Below are 14,791 nucleotides of genomic sequence, written 5' to 3'. Positions count from 1 at the left end.
GACAAAAGGGTACATAAGCAACATATTAATTGCTCATGTACCCTTTCTTCTTATACAGTCGGATTTCCCTCTGGATCTTGCTTTTGTGCATCAAATCGTTTCTTCGCAAGTTGTTTTGATTTCCAAACTAACCATAGCTGAGAAGCAAGGAACATGGATGAATACGTTCCTGCAACTAACCCTACTACTAGAGCAAACGCAAACGTACGAATCGCTTCTCCTCCAAATAAGAAGATAGCGCCTGCAGCAAAGACTACAGTTAAGACCGTATTAATCGAACGAGCTAAAGTTTGGACAAGACTCTTATTCACAATGGCAGCTAAATCAGCAAAGTCCTTTACCCTCTTCGCTAGCTTCATATTCTCCCTAATTCGGTCAAAGGTGACGATCGTGTCATTAATTGAGTACCCGACGATTGTTAGGACGGCAGCAATAAACGGTACATTCACCTCTATTTGCAACAAGCTAAAGACGGCAATAATAAAGAACGCATCATGAAGTAAGGCAACAATGGCCGCAATTCCATATAAATATTCAAACCGAATTGAGACATAAATGATAATCCCAACCGATGCTATCGCCACAGCCATTAATGCATTGCGAGCAAGCTCTCGACCAATTCGCGGATCAACCGTACTAATATTTGGTTCAGCACCGAACTTATCATTGTAGAACGTTTGGATTTCTGCTATTTCATTTGAATCTAATACACCGACAAATCGTACACTCGCCATATCGAAGGTATCTCCAGCGAGCGTAATATCATTCACTGTAATACTATGTCCTAACTGTTCAAAGTCTTCAATAAGCTCTTCTTCCGTTATTGATTCATTAGATAAAAGGTCAACTCGTGAGCCACTATCAAAATCAATCCCTAAATTTAAACCAAATGTAAGTAATAGAATGATCCCAAGTAGTGCAAAGGAGCCTGAGAAAAGGAAGAATTTCTTACGATGCTTCACAAAGTCAATGTCTTTGTTTTGAAAATTAAAGATCATTTATCTCATCCTCCTTTACCCCAAACAAACGATATTTCTTATCAAGAGCACGACTCTTCACCCAAAGTCCGAGGAGCAATCTCGTACCAAATACAGCTGTGATGAAGCTTGTTAAAATACTGACAATCAGCATCACCGCAAATCCTTGTACAGAGCTTGTCCCAAACCAAAACAGAACAGCTGCTGCTAAAATCGTCGTGATGTTCGCATCTAAAATCGTTGATAGAGATCGTTTCGCTCCTGCTTTAAATGAAGATAAAACAGACTTACCTGAACGAATTTCATCCTTAATCCGTTCGTATGTAATAATGTTCGCATCCACCGCCATCCCAACACCAAGAATAAGCGCAGCAATACCCGGTAATGTTAGTACAGCATTCATCAAATTAAAGACGAGTAGCACTAAATAAATATACGCACTCAATGTGACAACTGCTACGGCTCCCATAAAACGATAATAGATGATCATATAAATAAATACGAGTGCAATGCCGATAAAGCCAGCATATATCGTTTGCTCCATAGCTCTTTCACCAAGTGATGCCCCAACTGAATTCGAGGATAACTCCTCTAATGTTGTCGGAAGCGCACCTGCATTTAAAATTTCCGCTAGCTGTCTCGTTTCCTCTACTGTAAAGTCACCACTAATCGTAGCGGTAGGACTCGTGATCACATCTCGAACAACAGCAGCTGATAAATATTTAGGATCAGCTTTCATTCGCTCTTCTTCGTATGAGTCTACTCCTTCTTCAAAATCGAGCCATACGACAAGCATGTTCTCTTCAGGAGGACCATGGTATAACTCCCCAGTAATCTCTTGCATTAATCGCGAATCTTGAAACGTAAGATTCACAATTGGGTCGTTCGTATCTGGATGTAGATTGGCATTTGCCCCACCTTGTCGTAAATCACTACCATGCGCTAGAACTTCATCATACACATTTCGAATCGATAGTTCTGCTTCCGTTGCGAGTATCTCTCTCGCTGATTGCTGATCCTCAACACCGGCTAATTGCACACGTATCCGATCATCACCCTCAATCCCAATGAATGGCTCAGATACCCCGATGACGTTAATTCTTTGATTCAATGCACTTGCTGTCGCTTCAAGTGCCTCATCATTTATAATGTCTCCTTCATTAGCAGGCTTCACTTCATAAAGCACTTCAAATCCACCTTGAAGGTCAAGCCCTAGCTTAATCTCCGTTGCCACGTCCATCGCTGTCTGCCAAATAAGACCAGCAATTAAAGCAACAATGAGAAAAAAAGCGACAATTCGCCCTTTCTTAACCATATGTCTCTTTTGCCCCCTTCTCTAATCCCGTGACTACAATAATTTCCATTATATCTTGCCTAAAGAAAAACCGCAAAGCGGTAGGGTACTGAAAAAGTTGATTCGGACTTTTTCAGTGGCTTCCAAAACGGTTTTTTCTTTGAATCCCCTTAAATGTTATCGTTTCTTATCATTAATATCAGCCAGCAAGAGATGTTTTTATCTAAGCCTCTTTCTCTTCAAATTCAGTAAACCAATCCGTTGGCTCTTTAAAAGCATGCATCGTCAACCATGTCATATATGTCTGTGATTTCAACGTTAAAATGTGATTCACAAAAGTATGTTTATGCATGTATTCTTTTTTCTTCCTTAATTGATACAAGACACATGTCCATACGTCCTCCATCGTAGCGCGATCATAGCCCAATAGATGAAACTCATCGACTTTGCTACGTAACGCCGGTTCCACATCTTCCTTCCACACTTCAAATTGTTGTTTTTCTGTCATACTTGCTTCCTCCCTTTTGTAAAATTGCTGCTAAACCAACACGATACGCTCCAGTTTTCGGAAAACGGATAACAGTAAGTAAATAAATATGATCTCTTTCTAGTAAACAACTTGTCATGCTTGACCCACTATTAAGCATATAAATAAATACCGCAAATATCCATCATTTTTTTCAAGAAAGTAGGGGTGCCCATGTCAAAACAAACGTTTCTAAAAGGAGCGTTTATCCTAATCATTGCAGGCTTAATCACTAGATTTCTAGGGTTTGTGAATAGAATTGTCGTCGCTCGCATTATGGGTGCTGAAGGTGTTGGTCTATATATGATGGCCGTTCCAACACTAATACTCGTCATCACACTAACACAATTAGGACTACCTGTAGCCATTTCTAAGCTAGTTGCTGAAGCCGAAGCAAACAATGATCGCGGGAAAATCAAAAAAATTCTCGTCGTCTCCATTTCGATCACTGCTATATTAAGTCTTATCTTCACAACTGCTATGATCATTTTTGCTCCATTTGTCGCACAGACGCTTTTAACGGATGAACGAGCTTATTATCCACTTATTGCGATCGCTCCCATTGTTCCGATCGTCGCACTCTCATCTGTTATGAGAGGCTATTTCCAAGGTAAGCAAAATATGAAACCAACAGCCATGTCACAAGTAATTGAACAAGTGGTTCGTATCACACTAGTAGCCATTACAACTTCAGCTTTCTTACCGTTAGGAATTGAATATGCTGCTGCAGGCGCTATGATTTCTGTCGTCTTTGGAGAACTTGCGTCGCTGCTTTATATGATCTTCATGTTTAAAACAAATAAACGCTTTAAGGTTCGTCGTCATTTCTTCCAATATGTAAAGGATGGGAAAAAAACATTTCGTGATCTAATGGGCATTGCTTTGCCGACAACCGGAAGCCGCTTAATTGGCTCCGTTGGTCTCTTCTTTGAACCGATTGTCGTTGCCCATAGTCTAGCAATCGCTGGCGTGACAACCGTTATGGCAACGAAGCAATATGGAGAGCTAACAGGATTTGTCATTCCTTTGATTCTACTTCCTACATTTATTACGTATTCGCTATCTGTCTCTTTGGTTCCTGCTATTAGCGAAGCTGTTGCTCGTGATCATTATCAAACCGTTCATTTCAGACTAAATCAAGCTTTAAGACTCGCGATGCTTTCTGGTGGTATTTCTGTTGTCGTGCTTTATATTTATTCAGAGCCGATTATGACACTCATGTACGACGCACCAACCGTTGCCACCTATGTAAAGCTTATGGCTCCTTTTACGTTATTTCTCTATTTTCAAGCACCCCTACAAGCAACATTACAAGCCCTCGATTTAGCAAAGGCGGCCATGATGAATAGTCTCTTTGGAGCCGTTGTGAAAATCGTTGCTATTTTCGCCTTAGCCACTAGGCCTGAGTTCGGCATTATGGGAGCCGCTCTCGCTATTGTGATCGGCTTTATTCTTGTCACGCTGCTTCATTTTGCTTCTGTTGCTAAATCAATCAGCTTTACAATCGATACAAAGATGGTGCTAAAATCCATCTTTCTTATCCTCATCTCGGGCTGGGTTGGCTATCTATTATCTGAATATGCTTTTACACAATCATCACTCTTTGTTCATACTTTACTGACTATCTCCATTACTGTTCTATTTTATTGTGCCCTTACTCTTGCACTTGGCTTAGTCAAATCAGAAGAATTAAAGAGGATTCCCTATATTGGAAAATACTTAGCATCTTTTACCTCTTAAGGTTAAAAGGAGATCAGGAAGAATTCCATTCAGTTTCTTTTTTAGAGAAATCCCTAAAAGCGCTCAGCTTAGGGATTTCCTATTACTTCTTATTAACTGCTAGACGCTCATCCAAATGCTTTGTACTTACCTTCGATAATTGATTTAGAAACTCTATTTGAAAGCTACCAGGTCCTTCTTCTGCCGATTGATCTGCTGCAAATTCAGCTGCCACACCATAAACAGATACTGCTGATACACAAGCTAATACGAGATTTTCCTCAACAGCGGCAAATGCTCCTACGACAGAGCTTAATAGGCATCCCGCTCCGGTCACTTTTGTTAACATCGGATGGCCGTTTCGTCCAATAAATGTCGACTGACCATCAGTTATGACATCCTCTTTACCCGTAATCACAACAATTGTATCAAGGTGTTTAGCTGCCTTCTCCGCTAATTCAACTGAATTATGGCGACCACTCCCGCCATCGACGCCTTTAATTTCAGATTGCTCACCGATCACATTTGCAATCTCAGCTGCATTTCCACGGATAACCGAAACATTGAGTTCATCGAGAATTTTACGAGACGTTTCCGTTCGATAAACAGTTGCTCCTGCACCAACTGGGTCAAAAATGATAGGAACTCCATGCTCATTTGCTGATTTCCCGGCAATGAGCATCGCCTCCACGTCTTCTTCTTTCAGCGTACCGATATTTAATACGAGTGCACCAGCAATTTGCGCCATATCGGCTACTTCCTCTTTCGCATAAGCCATGACTGGTGAAGCGCCAAGTGCATACAAACCATTCGCTGTAAAATTTGTCACCACCACATTCGTTATATTGTGCACTAGTGGATTTTGTTCTCGAACACGATTTAAATGAGTAACCGTTTGATGTAAAGACATAAACATCTCTCCTTTTGATACCATTTCATCATAATCAGCCTACAAATGTAAAGTAACCCTTGTGATCTCCAAACAGCCTTAGTCAGCATGATCCTTTATTAACGCTATTTTCTTTTCCTTATTGACTCTTTTGTCCCTTCAACAGGATCTCTTTAATCTCAGCTACATCTTGCTTTAATGCCTTATTTTCTTCATACAAACGATTCATTTGCTTATCACGCTCTGCATCATCCTCTTGACCTAAATAACTTAAAATCACAGCTACAACAAGATTTAAGATGACAAGAGCACCAATGATAATAAACGAAACAAAATACGCCCATGACCATGGGATTTCATTAATGATCGGTCGTGCCACTTGGCTTGCCCATGATTCGAACGTTACGACTTGCATTAATGTAAATAACGATGTATGAAAGCTCCCAAAAAACTCATACGGTAAGACGTCACTAAAAAATGTCGTTCCAATAATCGCATAAATAGAAAAAATCAAAATCGATAAGCCTAAAATGCCCGTTAAAGCTGGTACTGATTTTAAGAGCGAATCAATAATCTTTCGTAATGCTGGTATTGCAGGTATCATTCTTATTAATCGTAAGACACGAATAAGTCGTAACACACTAACAAATGGTGTAGAATAGAAGACTAAACTACCTATTACAATAGCAAAATCAAATAGATTCCAACGATCAGAGAAATAACCTCTAAACCCTAATCCGATTAATTTTAAAATCAATTCTACAACAAAGACCCAAACAATGATTTTATCTAATGTGATTAATAAAGAGTTTCCTGTTGCGTACGTTTCAGCAACAATGATCAATCCATTCAATAAAATAATCCCAATCACGGTAGGTTGAAAATATCGATGCTCTACTACTTGTCTTATATGATGTCGTAATGATTTACGCTCATTTATTTCTTCTCTTGTTTTTAGTTCCATCACACTTCATCACATATCCTTCCATCTATTTGCTTACTTTTATTATTATATCAGTTTCTTTAGAAATCAATGTTAATGACAACCAATTGCATCATTTTATTCTAACAATATCATGAACGAGTACATACATTCTAAATTTTTTCATAAACTTGAACAAAATATGAAACAATTCAGTTAAACAAAACGTAAAGATATAGACACAACAAAGAAATGGATGGAATGCCAATGAAAGAAAAATACGTGAAGAGCAAATTACTGCTCATTTTATTGATTGTCATTTTACATATTGCAGCTTTTTGGCTATTAATTTACTCTTTAAAATGGGCACTCGTTGTATTTGCTCTCTACGGGGTTACCGTCGTCTTACTATTTATATTGTTTATAAAAGAACGATTGAAAGAGAAAAAGGAGGAAGATCAATATGATGATCGTGACTACTAATGAAGTGGCAAACCGTGAAATAGTAGAAGTAATAGGGTATGTGAAAGGAAGTACGGTACAGACGAAGCATGTCGGCCGTGATATTACCGCTTCATTGAAAGGGCTTGTTGGTGGTGAAATTAGTGGCTATAACGAAATGATGGAGCAAGCTCGTAAAGTGGCTATCGGCCGTATGGTTGAAAACGCCGAAAGTCAAGGTGCTAATGCAATTATTGGATTTCGTTTACAAACGTCAACAGTTATGGCTTCTGCTGCAGAGATTATTGCATACGGGACAGCTGTTAAAATTTCATCAAACTAATTAAAAGGTTTCTGCAATTTTTTAAAAATGATCCTTCATTATTATGAAAAGCTTGATACGAGTGATCTTCTCGTATCAAGCGCACAACGTTTGATGCCATTGCTACTCGAATGAAAGACATTAGAAATATTCATTTATACTTTTGCAGTAGTCTCTATAAATATAAAGCAGACTCTATCAAAGGGTTCGGAACAAGCTCAGTTACAGCTTACTCTTTTTAACAGAAAAGAAATAAAAAATACCTCCGATCATCCAAAAAGGCTCCCAAAAAGTTAACCTCCAAAACGTCGCATCATTTTCTAAATCAAAATCTAAAATAGCAAATGCACTTAATGTAATCGTAACAAAATTAAGAAATCCATATAAAAATAAAAAGATTCCTACACCTTTCGTTATGTAATAAAGAATTTTAATTATTATCAGCTTCTTCCATTGAACAAACAGCATCGATAATACAATGACACCAAGTAGCTTAATGAAGCCAGAAAGCCAAACAACTGCGACGAACGAAGGAGAAGGATCTAGAGACATTTCGTAAATTGACCCTCCTAGCGACCTAACACCTATCATGCCACCCATTGCCCAATAAAAGCTCATCCCTGAAAAAATGACCGTCCACACTATCCCCATTACGATTATCGTATTATTCCGCTTCACTGGAAAACACTCCTCTATTTTAACTTGAGCTCAGGCTCCCTAGACTTTTTAAATTTTCCTACTCTTCAAAGTAGCTTCATTGTTAAACTGCTCTATTTTCTTATCAGAAGGAACAAAAAATAACACGATCGCTCCGATAATAAACAATACAATTAGGCTTAATACACCAGCATTTGATTTGCCGGTCACTTGAGCTGTGACGCCGACTAATAAAGGCCCTGTCACAGATGCAAACTTACCAAAGATATTGTAAAAACCAAAGAACTCATTCGACTTATGTTTTGGTACCATCTTAGCAAAATACGAGCGACTCAGTGCTTGCATTCCCCCTTGTGATGTGGCAACGAGCATGGCGAGAATCCAAAAATCCAATGCCGTCTTAAGGAAATATCCATACACGCACACAATGATGTAGATCACAATACCGACGTTTAACATGAGCTTTGCGGAAAAACGATCAGCTAACTTCCCATACAGCAATGCAAAAGGAGCTGCGACAATTTGTGTTACAAAAAGTACGATTAATAATACCGTCGAATCAACTCCAACATCTGTTCCATAAGCGGTTGCCATTGAAATAATTGTACCAACACCATCTATATAGAAGAAGTAAGCAATTAAAAAAATTGATATGTACTTATATTGACTAATATGTGTAATCGTTTCTTTAAGACGAAGAAAGCTTGTACGAATTGGCTTTTTGTCGCGTTTGATTGCATGGATTTGTTTAACATTTTTCAACAATGGAATGGCAAAGAACGCCCACCAGATACAAGCAATCAAAAAGGCGATTTTGCTCGCAGTTGTACTTGAGATCGGAATGATCCCCTGTTGAGCCATTAAAATGACAACAATACTTAAAACAAATGGGATCGCTCCACCGATATACCCATAGCCGAACCCTCTAGCTGAAACTTTGTTCATCCTCTTATTTTCCGTGACGTCGACTAAAAAAGCATCATAAAAAAGATTGGCACCTGTTGATCCAAGAGAAGCTAGCGTATAAAAAACTAATAATAATAGCCATTCCCCTTCTGGAACAAAAACGAGACTGAAGGTAGAAACTAATCCTAATAGTAAAAAACTAATGAAAAATCGTTTCTTATATCCTTCATAATCGGCAATCGTTCCTAATATTGGCCCAATAATGGCTAAAATAAATGTAAAAATAGCAATTGTATACCCAAGATATGCTGTTGAATCAGCACCATCAATACCTGCTAATGTGGCCTGTGCTTTATAAAATATCGGAAAAACCGCAGTCGTAATTATGACTGAAAAGGCATTGCTCGCCCAATCATAGAACATCCAACTAGTTTCTTGTTTCGAAAACTTCTTCATGAATTCACCATCCTCAGTACGTGTAGCACCATTTTACTAATTTATTCATAAAAAGGATGGCAAATCACAAAAGTTTACAGAATTTTAACTATGGCTTAAAACAATGCAACGAATGTCAGAAACCACGAAACATTCTTCTACTTTAAAAATTTTCCGTTATCGGATTTTATTTTATATTATTGGACATATAATTGCCAAAAGCACCTATTGGATCAAAAGCCCCGAACGATCTTACTAAAAAAGGTTCCGAACATCAAAAATCAATGTTCGGAACCTTTTGTCCAGTCTTAGGCTAGTTATACATTAGCTACGATTATAACTCTTCTCCATTCGTTGCAATCACATTCTGATACCAGAAGAATGACTTTTTCTTCTTTCGCTCAAGTGTCCCACTTCCGTCATCATGCTTGTCCACATAAATGAAACCATAACGTTTAGACATTTCACCTGTTGATGCACTAACTAAATCAATACATCCCCAAGCCGTATACCCCATCACCTCAACGCCATCTTCGATTGCTTCGCCAATGGCTCTAATATGCTCACGTAAATACTCGATGCGATAATCATCATTGATCGATCCGTCCTCTTCAACCGTATCATAAGCTCCTAAACCGTTCTCAACGACAAATAGTGGCACTTGATAACGATCATATAATTGATTAAGAGAGATACGTAGGCCAACTGGATCAATCTCCCATCCCCAATCACTCGCTTTTAGAAATGGATTTTTCATCCCAGTGAAGAAATTTCCGGCTGTATAATCACCGTCTCCTTCTTCCTTCACTTCAGTACGCGACATATAATAGCTTAAAGCGATATAATCGACGGTATGCTCTTTAATGATATCTAAGTCTCCTTCCTGAATATCAAGCTTTATACCGTTTTCTTTGAAGTAGCGCTTCGTAAAGGCAGGGTATTCACCACGGACATGAACATCACCACAAATGTAATCAAAGATTTGCTCTTCCTTTAAGGCGTTTAATATATTATTAGGATTACAATCGCCTGAGTAAACAGGAGCATATAAAATCATACAACCAATTTGCGAACCAGAAATGATTTCATGACAAGCTTTCGTTGCTAAGCTACTTGCAACAAATTGGTGGTGCAAGCCTTGAAACGTTTCTTGGAGCTTTGATTCCTCATTGTCTGGAGAAAAGCCTAAGCTCATAATCGGATGAAAGACCGCACTATTAATTTCATTAAACGTCATCCAATAGTTCACTTTTCCTTTATAACGATTAAATAGCGTTTCTGCGTATTTCACAAACATCGGAATGACTTCACGACTTCTCCATCCGCCATATTTTTTAATAAGATATAACGGCATTTCATAATGCGATATCGTCACAACTGGTTCAATTCCATACTTATGCAGTTTATCAAACACACGGTCATAAAAGGCTAATCCCTCTTCATTTGGCTCTGTTTCATCACCATTTGGAAATATACGTGACCACGCAATCGACATACGGTACGTTTTAAAGCCCATTTCAGCAAATAAAGCAATGTCTTCTTTATAACGATGGTAATGATCAATCCCATCATGATTTGGATATGTGTATTGTTCTTTGTCAATTTCAAAATTGAAACCTGTTTCTTTAATAATATTCATCCTTACTTTACCACCTGGTAAAACATCTGCTAAGTTTAATCCTTTTCCACCTTCATTATAGGCACCTTCTAGCTGATTAGCTGCCGTTGCGCCTCCCCATAAGAACCCTTCTGGAAATTGTAAAGTATTCAATTGACTCATATCATAGCCTCCTCTATTCGATTTCTAGTTCAAGTATATCGTATCCAATATCACTTCATAGCAATCACGACCATCCTGTTTCATATAACAGAACAAGTGAAATGTTTCAACGATGTAACGATATGTTACTTTATGGTAAACTAATGAAATAACAAATGATGAGGAGTACGATAAATGTTTACAGCCGAAATGATCGCATCCTTTAATGATTTAGAAACCTCTCTTTACAATTATATTTCTCAAAACAGTGAGAAAGTGGCCTATATGCGTATTCGTGAACTAGCTGATGAAACCCATGTATCAACTGCAACCATTTTACGGTTTTGTCGAAAAATAAACTGTGAAGGCTTCTCTGAATTTAAAGTCAAACTTAAAATGGAAAACGAACGAAAAACAAAAACCACAATAAAAACACCACAACAGTCGATCACGGAGTTTTTTGAACGAACGTTAGAAGGGGATATAGAGGATAAAATGAATCAAGCTGCAAAAACAATTACGGAAGCAGATACGGTCATCTTCATTGGAACGGGTAGTTCGGGAATTCTCGCTGAATACGGTGCCCGTTATTTCTCTAGTATGGGTAAATTCTCAATTTACATTAAAGATCCTCATTTCCCCATCCATGCTAAATTTCGTAATAATAGTGTGACCATTGCTTTATCCGTATCTGGTGAAACACCTTTTACATTAGCTCAAATGAACCAACTAAAAAAAGTAAACAGCACAATCATCAGTATTACGAATGATAAACATTCAACCGTTGCGAAAATCTCAACAATTAATATCCCATACTACGTGACAGTCGAGCATTGCGAAAACGCAAATGTGACAACTCAAGTCCCTGTTGTTTATATATTAGAGTCGATTGCGAGAAAGCTTCATCAATGATCAAAAGGATCTCATTAGGATGAAGGAATTTTCATAATGATATAGTTTTTCCAAGTAAATTATAAATGGAAAAGTGAGTTATTATGACAGGAGGAGTATATGAAAAGAATATTTTCACTATTTGGATTTAGCTTCATTGGTTTCAGTGGGTTATTACTTTTCGTTAGCCTTTTCACAAGTAAACCACCATTAATGGTTATGTATTTGTTTCTAGCACAAGCGATTATGTGTTTTTGCCTCGCTTACCTTTACCCACAATTTAAACAAAAAGATGAACGCATGAGACGCATTAGAGAGAAGGGGATGTTCGCATCCTTTATTGCATTAATGGTTTATTTTATCCTTTTTATATTTGGCTTACAGCTTGAGTTCATCACGTTGAATGCGAACGAATTACTATATGTATTAATTGCGCTAATGATCACTACTATCTTTGTATCCTTTGTCATATACTCAAAGATCTACTAGAAACTATAACCTAAAAAGAAAAGTGAGGAAGCCTTTCTAACTAAGCTTCCTCGCTCTGAGAGCACCAAAAAAGTTGAAAATCAAACTTTACCAGTTCCCTTCTCTATAGGTGTTCTCAATACTTCCTCTTTTAAGATCGATAGAAATCTACTTGCTTCCTCCAAAAATGGAGAGTGAGCGCAATTGTCAAACGAATAGAATTGTTTATGTGGGGCTTTAATCAATTCAAAAAATCTTTTAGCTTCGTTGTAGCTCGTTTGATAATCATATTTACCTTGAAAAATGTATACAGGCATTTGAAAATTCGGTGCAAGTAGCGTTGCATCAGCTTTGGCCATCGTTTCTGATAAAGCATCATAAGAAGCAAAAACCCCTTTAGGAAGATTGAATCTTTCTCCCCACGTATACTCTTTACATGTAAACCATTCTTTTAATCCGTCCCACTGCGTATAACTCTCGCGTTTCATCCCTCCACCATACTTCGTTAAATACTTGCTCAAGATCTTTCTGTACGTCTGACTCTGATAGAAATTTTCATCAAACGTATACGCACGAATATCCTTTTCAGCTTTTTGATCCCCTTTCTCAATCGCGGTATGTAATAGAAATTGATAGGTTTCTTCATTCGATTGATTATGGCGACCGAACTGACCCGAACCGATATAAGCAGCATAATGCTCTCCAAATCGACTTGCTACAACGCTTCCTAACAAAGCACCCCACGAATGTCCAAATAGATAAATTTTCTCTTTGCGAAATCTTTCTTTTAAAAACTGGGTCACTTCCAATGTATCTTTTATCGCTTTATCCAAGGTTAATTCACCTTGCGTCCTAGCATTATACGACATTCCTGCTCCACGCTGATCCCAATAACAAACGGTAAATTCCGCCTCCAACCTAAGTTCAGACTTCTTGATCATTGGATATTGTGGAAAGCCTGGCCCTCCATGCAAAAATAACAAAACTGGGTGATCTTCATTTACTGTCTCAATAAACATTCCTAGTTGATGTCCATCTACTTCTATAAATACTTTTTCAGTTTGAACCATACTTCTCCTACCTTTGAGTAAAAATATAATTTGTTGATGGTTCTAGACACTCTTTACTAAATCTCATTATGTTCTATTTCTCTATCACTTCTTACGTTCATACACACAAAAATAATAATCATATGGATTATCATCATTCTTTAGCCCTTTTTCAACAGAAATTTCCTGCCACTCAGTCCTATCCACTTCCGGGAAAAAAGTATCACCTTCGAATTGATGCTCAATCTTTGTTATGTACATCGTTTCGACATAAGGCATGAACAGCTCATAGATTTGCTCGCCACCAAATATAAAAATCTCCTTTTCATCTCGACATAAAGCAAACACATCTTCAACAGAATGAGCAATCTCACATCCAGGGTACATAAACTGCTTATTCCTTGTCACAACAATATTGCGTCGTCCAGGGAGTGCTTTCCCGTTAGATTCAGCATTTTTTCTTCCGAGGATAATGGGTACCCCCTCCGTTTTCTTCATAACATAAGCCCAATCATGAGGAATGCTCCATGGCAAGTGGTTGTCCTTACCAATCACTCTATTTTTATCCATTGCCACAATTAATGACACATGCACGTTCGACACAACCCTTCCTATCCTTTTCTCATACGAATGATATTCCCTGTTATACTATTTCTAAACGATATTCGACTATCCTTCATTATATACGAAAAAAGAGCTGTTAACGTTTCAAACAGCTCTACTTGTTTGATGTTGGACTAAATCTTTCCTCCGATAGACACTCAGAATAAAGCCAACATAAATACTATATAAAATCATAGATGCTCCACCATAACTTGTGAACGGTAAGGAGATTCCTATTATCGGTAATAGCCCAAAGACCATTCCCATATTCCAAACGCTCGTTACCCCAATCACCGCCATACTTGCTAAAGCGATGATACGACCAAAAGGATCATTTGTTTTCTTGACAATTTGAAGAATTCTAATTAGAAATGCAAACAACGTAATAAATATTAAGCTTCCACCCCCCCAACCGAACTGATGAATGATAGAGACAATAATGAAGTCTGTATGTGCTTCAGGGAGCTTTTCACCTATAAATGTATAATCATTCCCCAAAAAAGTAGCCTCTCGCAATAGTTCTTTGATCACCACGTAGATATAGCCATAGCTACTTGGATAATCCTCTGGATACAAAAAACCTACGATTCGTTCCATTTGATGCTCTGCAAGAAACAATGCGAAGACCGTACTTCCTATTAATAAAAGAACGCTATTTACGATATAGAATATTCTTTTTCTCTTCATCGGCGCTACTGCCGACATGATCAGACACGTAGCTAAAAAGATCATCATCGCACTTCCTAGTGAAAGGTAAGTAAGAGCAACTAAAAGCCAAATCACAACAGTCGCGAGTAACACTTTCATAAAGCCTTTTAAATGCTTTGAACTTAAAATCCCCGCTAATGCAAGAATGTATAACAAGCTTATAGACCAAAAAGTAATATCAAAATATCTCATATCTAAATAGAGAATGCCGTTCCTTGAAGAACT

The 14,791-nt window shown here is 37.9% G+C and carries 16 protein-coding genes; 5 read left to right on the top strand and 11 right to left on the bottom strand.

Features of this window, described 5'->3' with window-relative positions; all coding sequences use genetic code 11:
- Positions 1-50 precede the first annotated feature (50 nt).
- The 3 genes from secF to ACERJO_RS08490 all read right to left on the bottom strand — a co-directional run bounded on the left by secF (position 51) and on the right by ACERJO_RS08490 (position 2,779).
- Positions 51-998 carry a protein translocase subunit SecF gene (secF, locus tag ACERJO_RS08500; RefSeq protein WP_247104415.1) on the bottom strand — a complete coding sequence of 316 codons (948 nt, stop codon included), beginning with the start codon at positions 996-998 and terminating at the stop codon, positions 51-53.
- The gene (gene secD / locus ACERJO_RS08495) at positions 988-2,292 is read right to left on the bottom strand and encodes a protein translocase subunit SecD (RefSeq protein WP_373647213.1); all 1,305 of its coding nucleotides are present in this window, start codon (positions 2,290-2,292) and stop codon (positions 988-990) included. The genes secF and secD overlap by 11 nt, the downstream gene beginning before the upstream one ends.
- A gap of 202 nt (positions 2,293-2,494) precedes the next feature.
- On the bottom strand, positions 2,495-2,779 hold the full coding sequence (locus ACERJO_RS08490) for a post-transcriptional regulator (protein ID WP_247104419.1): 285 nt from the start codon (positions 2,777-2,779) through the stop codon (positions 2,495-2,497).
- A 192-nt stretch (positions 2,780-2,971) separates the two neighbouring features.
- On the opposite strand from ACERJO_RS08490, the gene spoVB reads away from it, so the two are divergent.
- Entirely contained in the window at positions 2,972-4,537 is a 1,566-nt protein-coding gene (spoVB, locus tag ACERJO_RS08485; RefSeq protein WP_247104424.1) for a stage V sporulation protein B, read from the top strand.
- An 82-nt stretch (positions 4,538-4,619) separates the two neighbouring features.
- Here spoVB and thiM read toward each other — a convergent pair whose 3' ends face one another.
- Both thiM and ACERJO_RS08475 read right to left on the bottom strand, forming a co-directional pair.
- Complete coding sequence (gene thiM / locus ACERJO_RS08480; protein ID WP_247104425.1) at positions 4,620-5,426, bottom strand: hydroxyethylthiazole kinase; 807 nt, start codon at positions 5,424-5,426, stop codon at positions 4,620-4,622.
- A 118-nt stretch (positions 5,427-5,544) separates the two neighbouring features.
- Positions 5,545-6,369, bottom strand: a complete 825-nt coding sequence (locus ACERJO_RS08475; protein WP_247104426.1) for an ion transporter — start codon at positions 6,367-6,369, stop codon at positions 5,545-5,547.
- A gap of 225 nt (positions 6,370-6,594) precedes the next feature.
- Here ACERJO_RS08475 and ACERJO_RS08470 point away from each other — a divergent pair, with 225 nt between their 5' ends.
- Both ACERJO_RS08470 and ACERJO_RS08465 read left to right on the top strand, forming a co-directional pair.
- Positions 6,595-6,810, top strand: coding sequence for a hypothetical protein (locus ACERJO_RS08470; RefSeq protein ID WP_247104427.1), 216 nt, complete (start codon positions 6,595-6,597; stop codon positions 6,808-6,810).
- Positions 6,791-7,111 carry a YbjQ family protein gene (locus ACERJO_RS08465; RefSeq protein ID WP_247104428.1) on the top strand — a complete coding sequence of 107 codons (321 nt, stop codon included), beginning with the start codon at positions 6,791-6,793 and terminating at the stop codon, positions 7,109-7,111. The genes ACERJO_RS08470 and ACERJO_RS08465 overlap by 20 nt, the downstream gene beginning before the upstream one ends.
- 201 nt (positions 7,112-7,312) lie before the next feature.
- Here ACERJO_RS08465 and ACERJO_RS08460 read toward each other — a convergent pair whose 3' ends face one another.
- The 3 genes from ACERJO_RS08460 to ACERJO_RS08450 form a co-directional block, all read right to left on the bottom strand.
- Positions 7,313-7,768, bottom strand: coding sequence for a DUF3995 domain-containing protein (locus tag ACERJO_RS08460; protein ID WP_247104429.1), 456 nt, complete (start codon positions 7,766-7,768; stop codon positions 7,313-7,315).
- A gap of 48 nt (positions 7,769-7,816) precedes the next feature.
- Positions 7,817-9,109 carry an MFS transporter gene (locus tag ACERJO_RS08455; protein ID WP_373647212.1) on the bottom strand — a complete coding sequence of 431 codons (1,293 nt, stop codon included), beginning with the start codon at positions 9,107-9,109 and terminating at the stop codon, positions 7,817-7,819.
- Positions 9,110-9,422: 313 nt separating this feature from the next.
- Complete coding sequence (locus ACERJO_RS08450) at positions 9,423-10,868, bottom strand: glycoside hydrolase family 1 protein (protein WP_373647211.1); 1,446 nt, start codon at positions 10,866-10,868, stop codon at positions 9,423-9,425.
- 174 nt (positions 10,869-11,042) lie between these two features.
- Here ACERJO_RS08450 and ACERJO_RS08445 point away from each other — a divergent pair, with 174 nt between their 5' ends.
- Both ACERJO_RS08445 and ACERJO_RS08440 read left to right on the top strand, forming a co-directional pair.
- Entirely contained in the window at positions 11,043-11,759 is a 717-nt protein-coding gene (locus ACERJO_RS08445) for a MurR/RpiR family transcriptional regulator (protein ID WP_373647210.1), read from the top strand.
- Positions 11,760-11,858: 99 nt separating this feature from the next.
- A complete protein-coding gene (locus ACERJO_RS08440) occupies positions 11,859-12,227 on the top strand; it encodes a permease (protein ID WP_373647209.1) in 369 nt (122 codons plus the stop codon).
- An 80-nt stretch (positions 12,228-12,307) separates the two neighbouring features.
- Here ACERJO_RS08440 and ACERJO_RS08435 read toward each other — a convergent pair whose 3' ends face one another.
- The 3 genes from ACERJO_RS08435 to ACERJO_RS08425 all read right to left on the bottom strand — a co-directional run.
- Entirely contained in the window at positions 12,308-13,276 is a 969-nt protein-coding gene (locus tag ACERJO_RS08435; RefSeq protein ID WP_373647208.1) for an alpha/beta fold hydrolase, read from the bottom strand.
- 84 nt (positions 13,277-13,360) lie between these two features.
- Positions 13,361-13,849 (bottom strand): dihydrofolate reductase, encoded by a 489-nt coding sequence (locus tag ACERJO_RS08430; protein WP_373647292.1) that lies wholly within the window; start codon positions 13,847-13,849, stop codon positions 13,361-13,363.
- 114 nt (positions 13,850-13,963) lie between these two features.
- On the bottom strand, positions 13,964-14,791 hold an 828-nt coding region (locus tag ACERJO_RS08425), incomplete at its 5' end, for an FtsW/RodA/SpoVE family cell cycle protein (RefSeq protein ID WP_373647207.1).

The sequence above is a fragment of the Halalkalibacter sp. AB-rgal2 genome, assembly GCF_041821005.1.
In the GTDB taxonomy this organism is placed as follows: domain Bacteria; phylum Bacillota; class Bacilli; order Bacillales; family Bacillaceae_D; genus Halalkalibacter.
This window is presented reverse-complemented; position numbering and strand designations above follow the sequence as displayed.

What these genes read in the sequence shown, in the direction of transcription:
- secF (WP_247104415.1), bottom strand. Translation starts at nt 998, where the DNA reads ATGATCTTTAATTTTCAAAACAAAGACATTGACTTTGTGAAGCATCGT.
- secD (WP_373647213.1), bottom strand. Translation starts at nt 2,292, where the DNA reads ATGGTTAAGAAAGGGCGAATTGTCGCTTTTTTTCTCATTGTTGCTTTA.
- ACERJO_RS08490 (WP_247104419.1), bottom strand. Translation starts at nt 2,779, where the DNA reads ATGACAGAAAAACAACAATTTGAAGTGTGGAAGGAAGATGTGGAACCG.
- spoVB (WP_247104424.1), top strand. Translation starts at nt 2,972, where the DNA reads ATGTCAAAACAAACGTTTCTAAAAGGAGCGTTTATCCTAATCATTGCA.
- thiM (WP_247104425.1), bottom strand. Translation starts at nt 5,426, where the DNA reads ATGTCTTTACATCAAACGGTTACTCATTTAAATCGTGTTCGAGAACAA.
- ACERJO_RS08475 (WP_247104426.1), bottom strand. Translation starts at nt 6,369, where the DNA reads ATGGAACTAAAAACAAGAGAAGAAATAAATGAGCGTAAATCATTACGA.
- ACERJO_RS08470 (WP_247104427.1), top strand. Translation starts at nt 6,595, where the DNA reads ATGAAAGAAAAATACGTGAAGAGCAAATTACTGCTCATTTTATTGATT.
- ACERJO_RS08465 (WP_247104428.1), top strand. Translation starts at nt 6,791, where the DNA reads ATGATGATCGTGACTACTAATGAAGTGGCAAACCGTGAAATAGTAGAA.
- ACERJO_RS08455 (WP_373647212.1), bottom strand. Translation starts at nt 9,109, where the DNA reads ATGAAGAAGTTTTCGAAACAAGAAACTAGTTGGATGTTCTATGATTGG.
- ACERJO_RS08450 (WP_373647211.1), bottom strand. Translation starts at nt 10,868, where the DNA reads ATGAGTCAATTGAATACTTTACAATTTCCAGAAGGGTTCTTATGGGGA.
- ACERJO_RS08445 (WP_373647210.1), top strand. Translation starts at nt 11,043, where the DNA reads ATGTTTACAGCCGAAATGATCGCATCCTTTAATGATTTAGAAACCTCT.
- ACERJO_RS08440 (WP_373647209.1), top strand. Translation starts at nt 11,859, where the DNA reads ATGAAAAGAATATTTTCACTATTTGGATTTAGCTTCATTGGTTTCAGT.
- ACERJO_RS08435 (WP_373647208.1), bottom strand. Translation starts at nt 13,276, where the DNA reads ATGGTTCAAACTGAAAAAGTATTTATAGAAGTAGATGGACATCAACTA.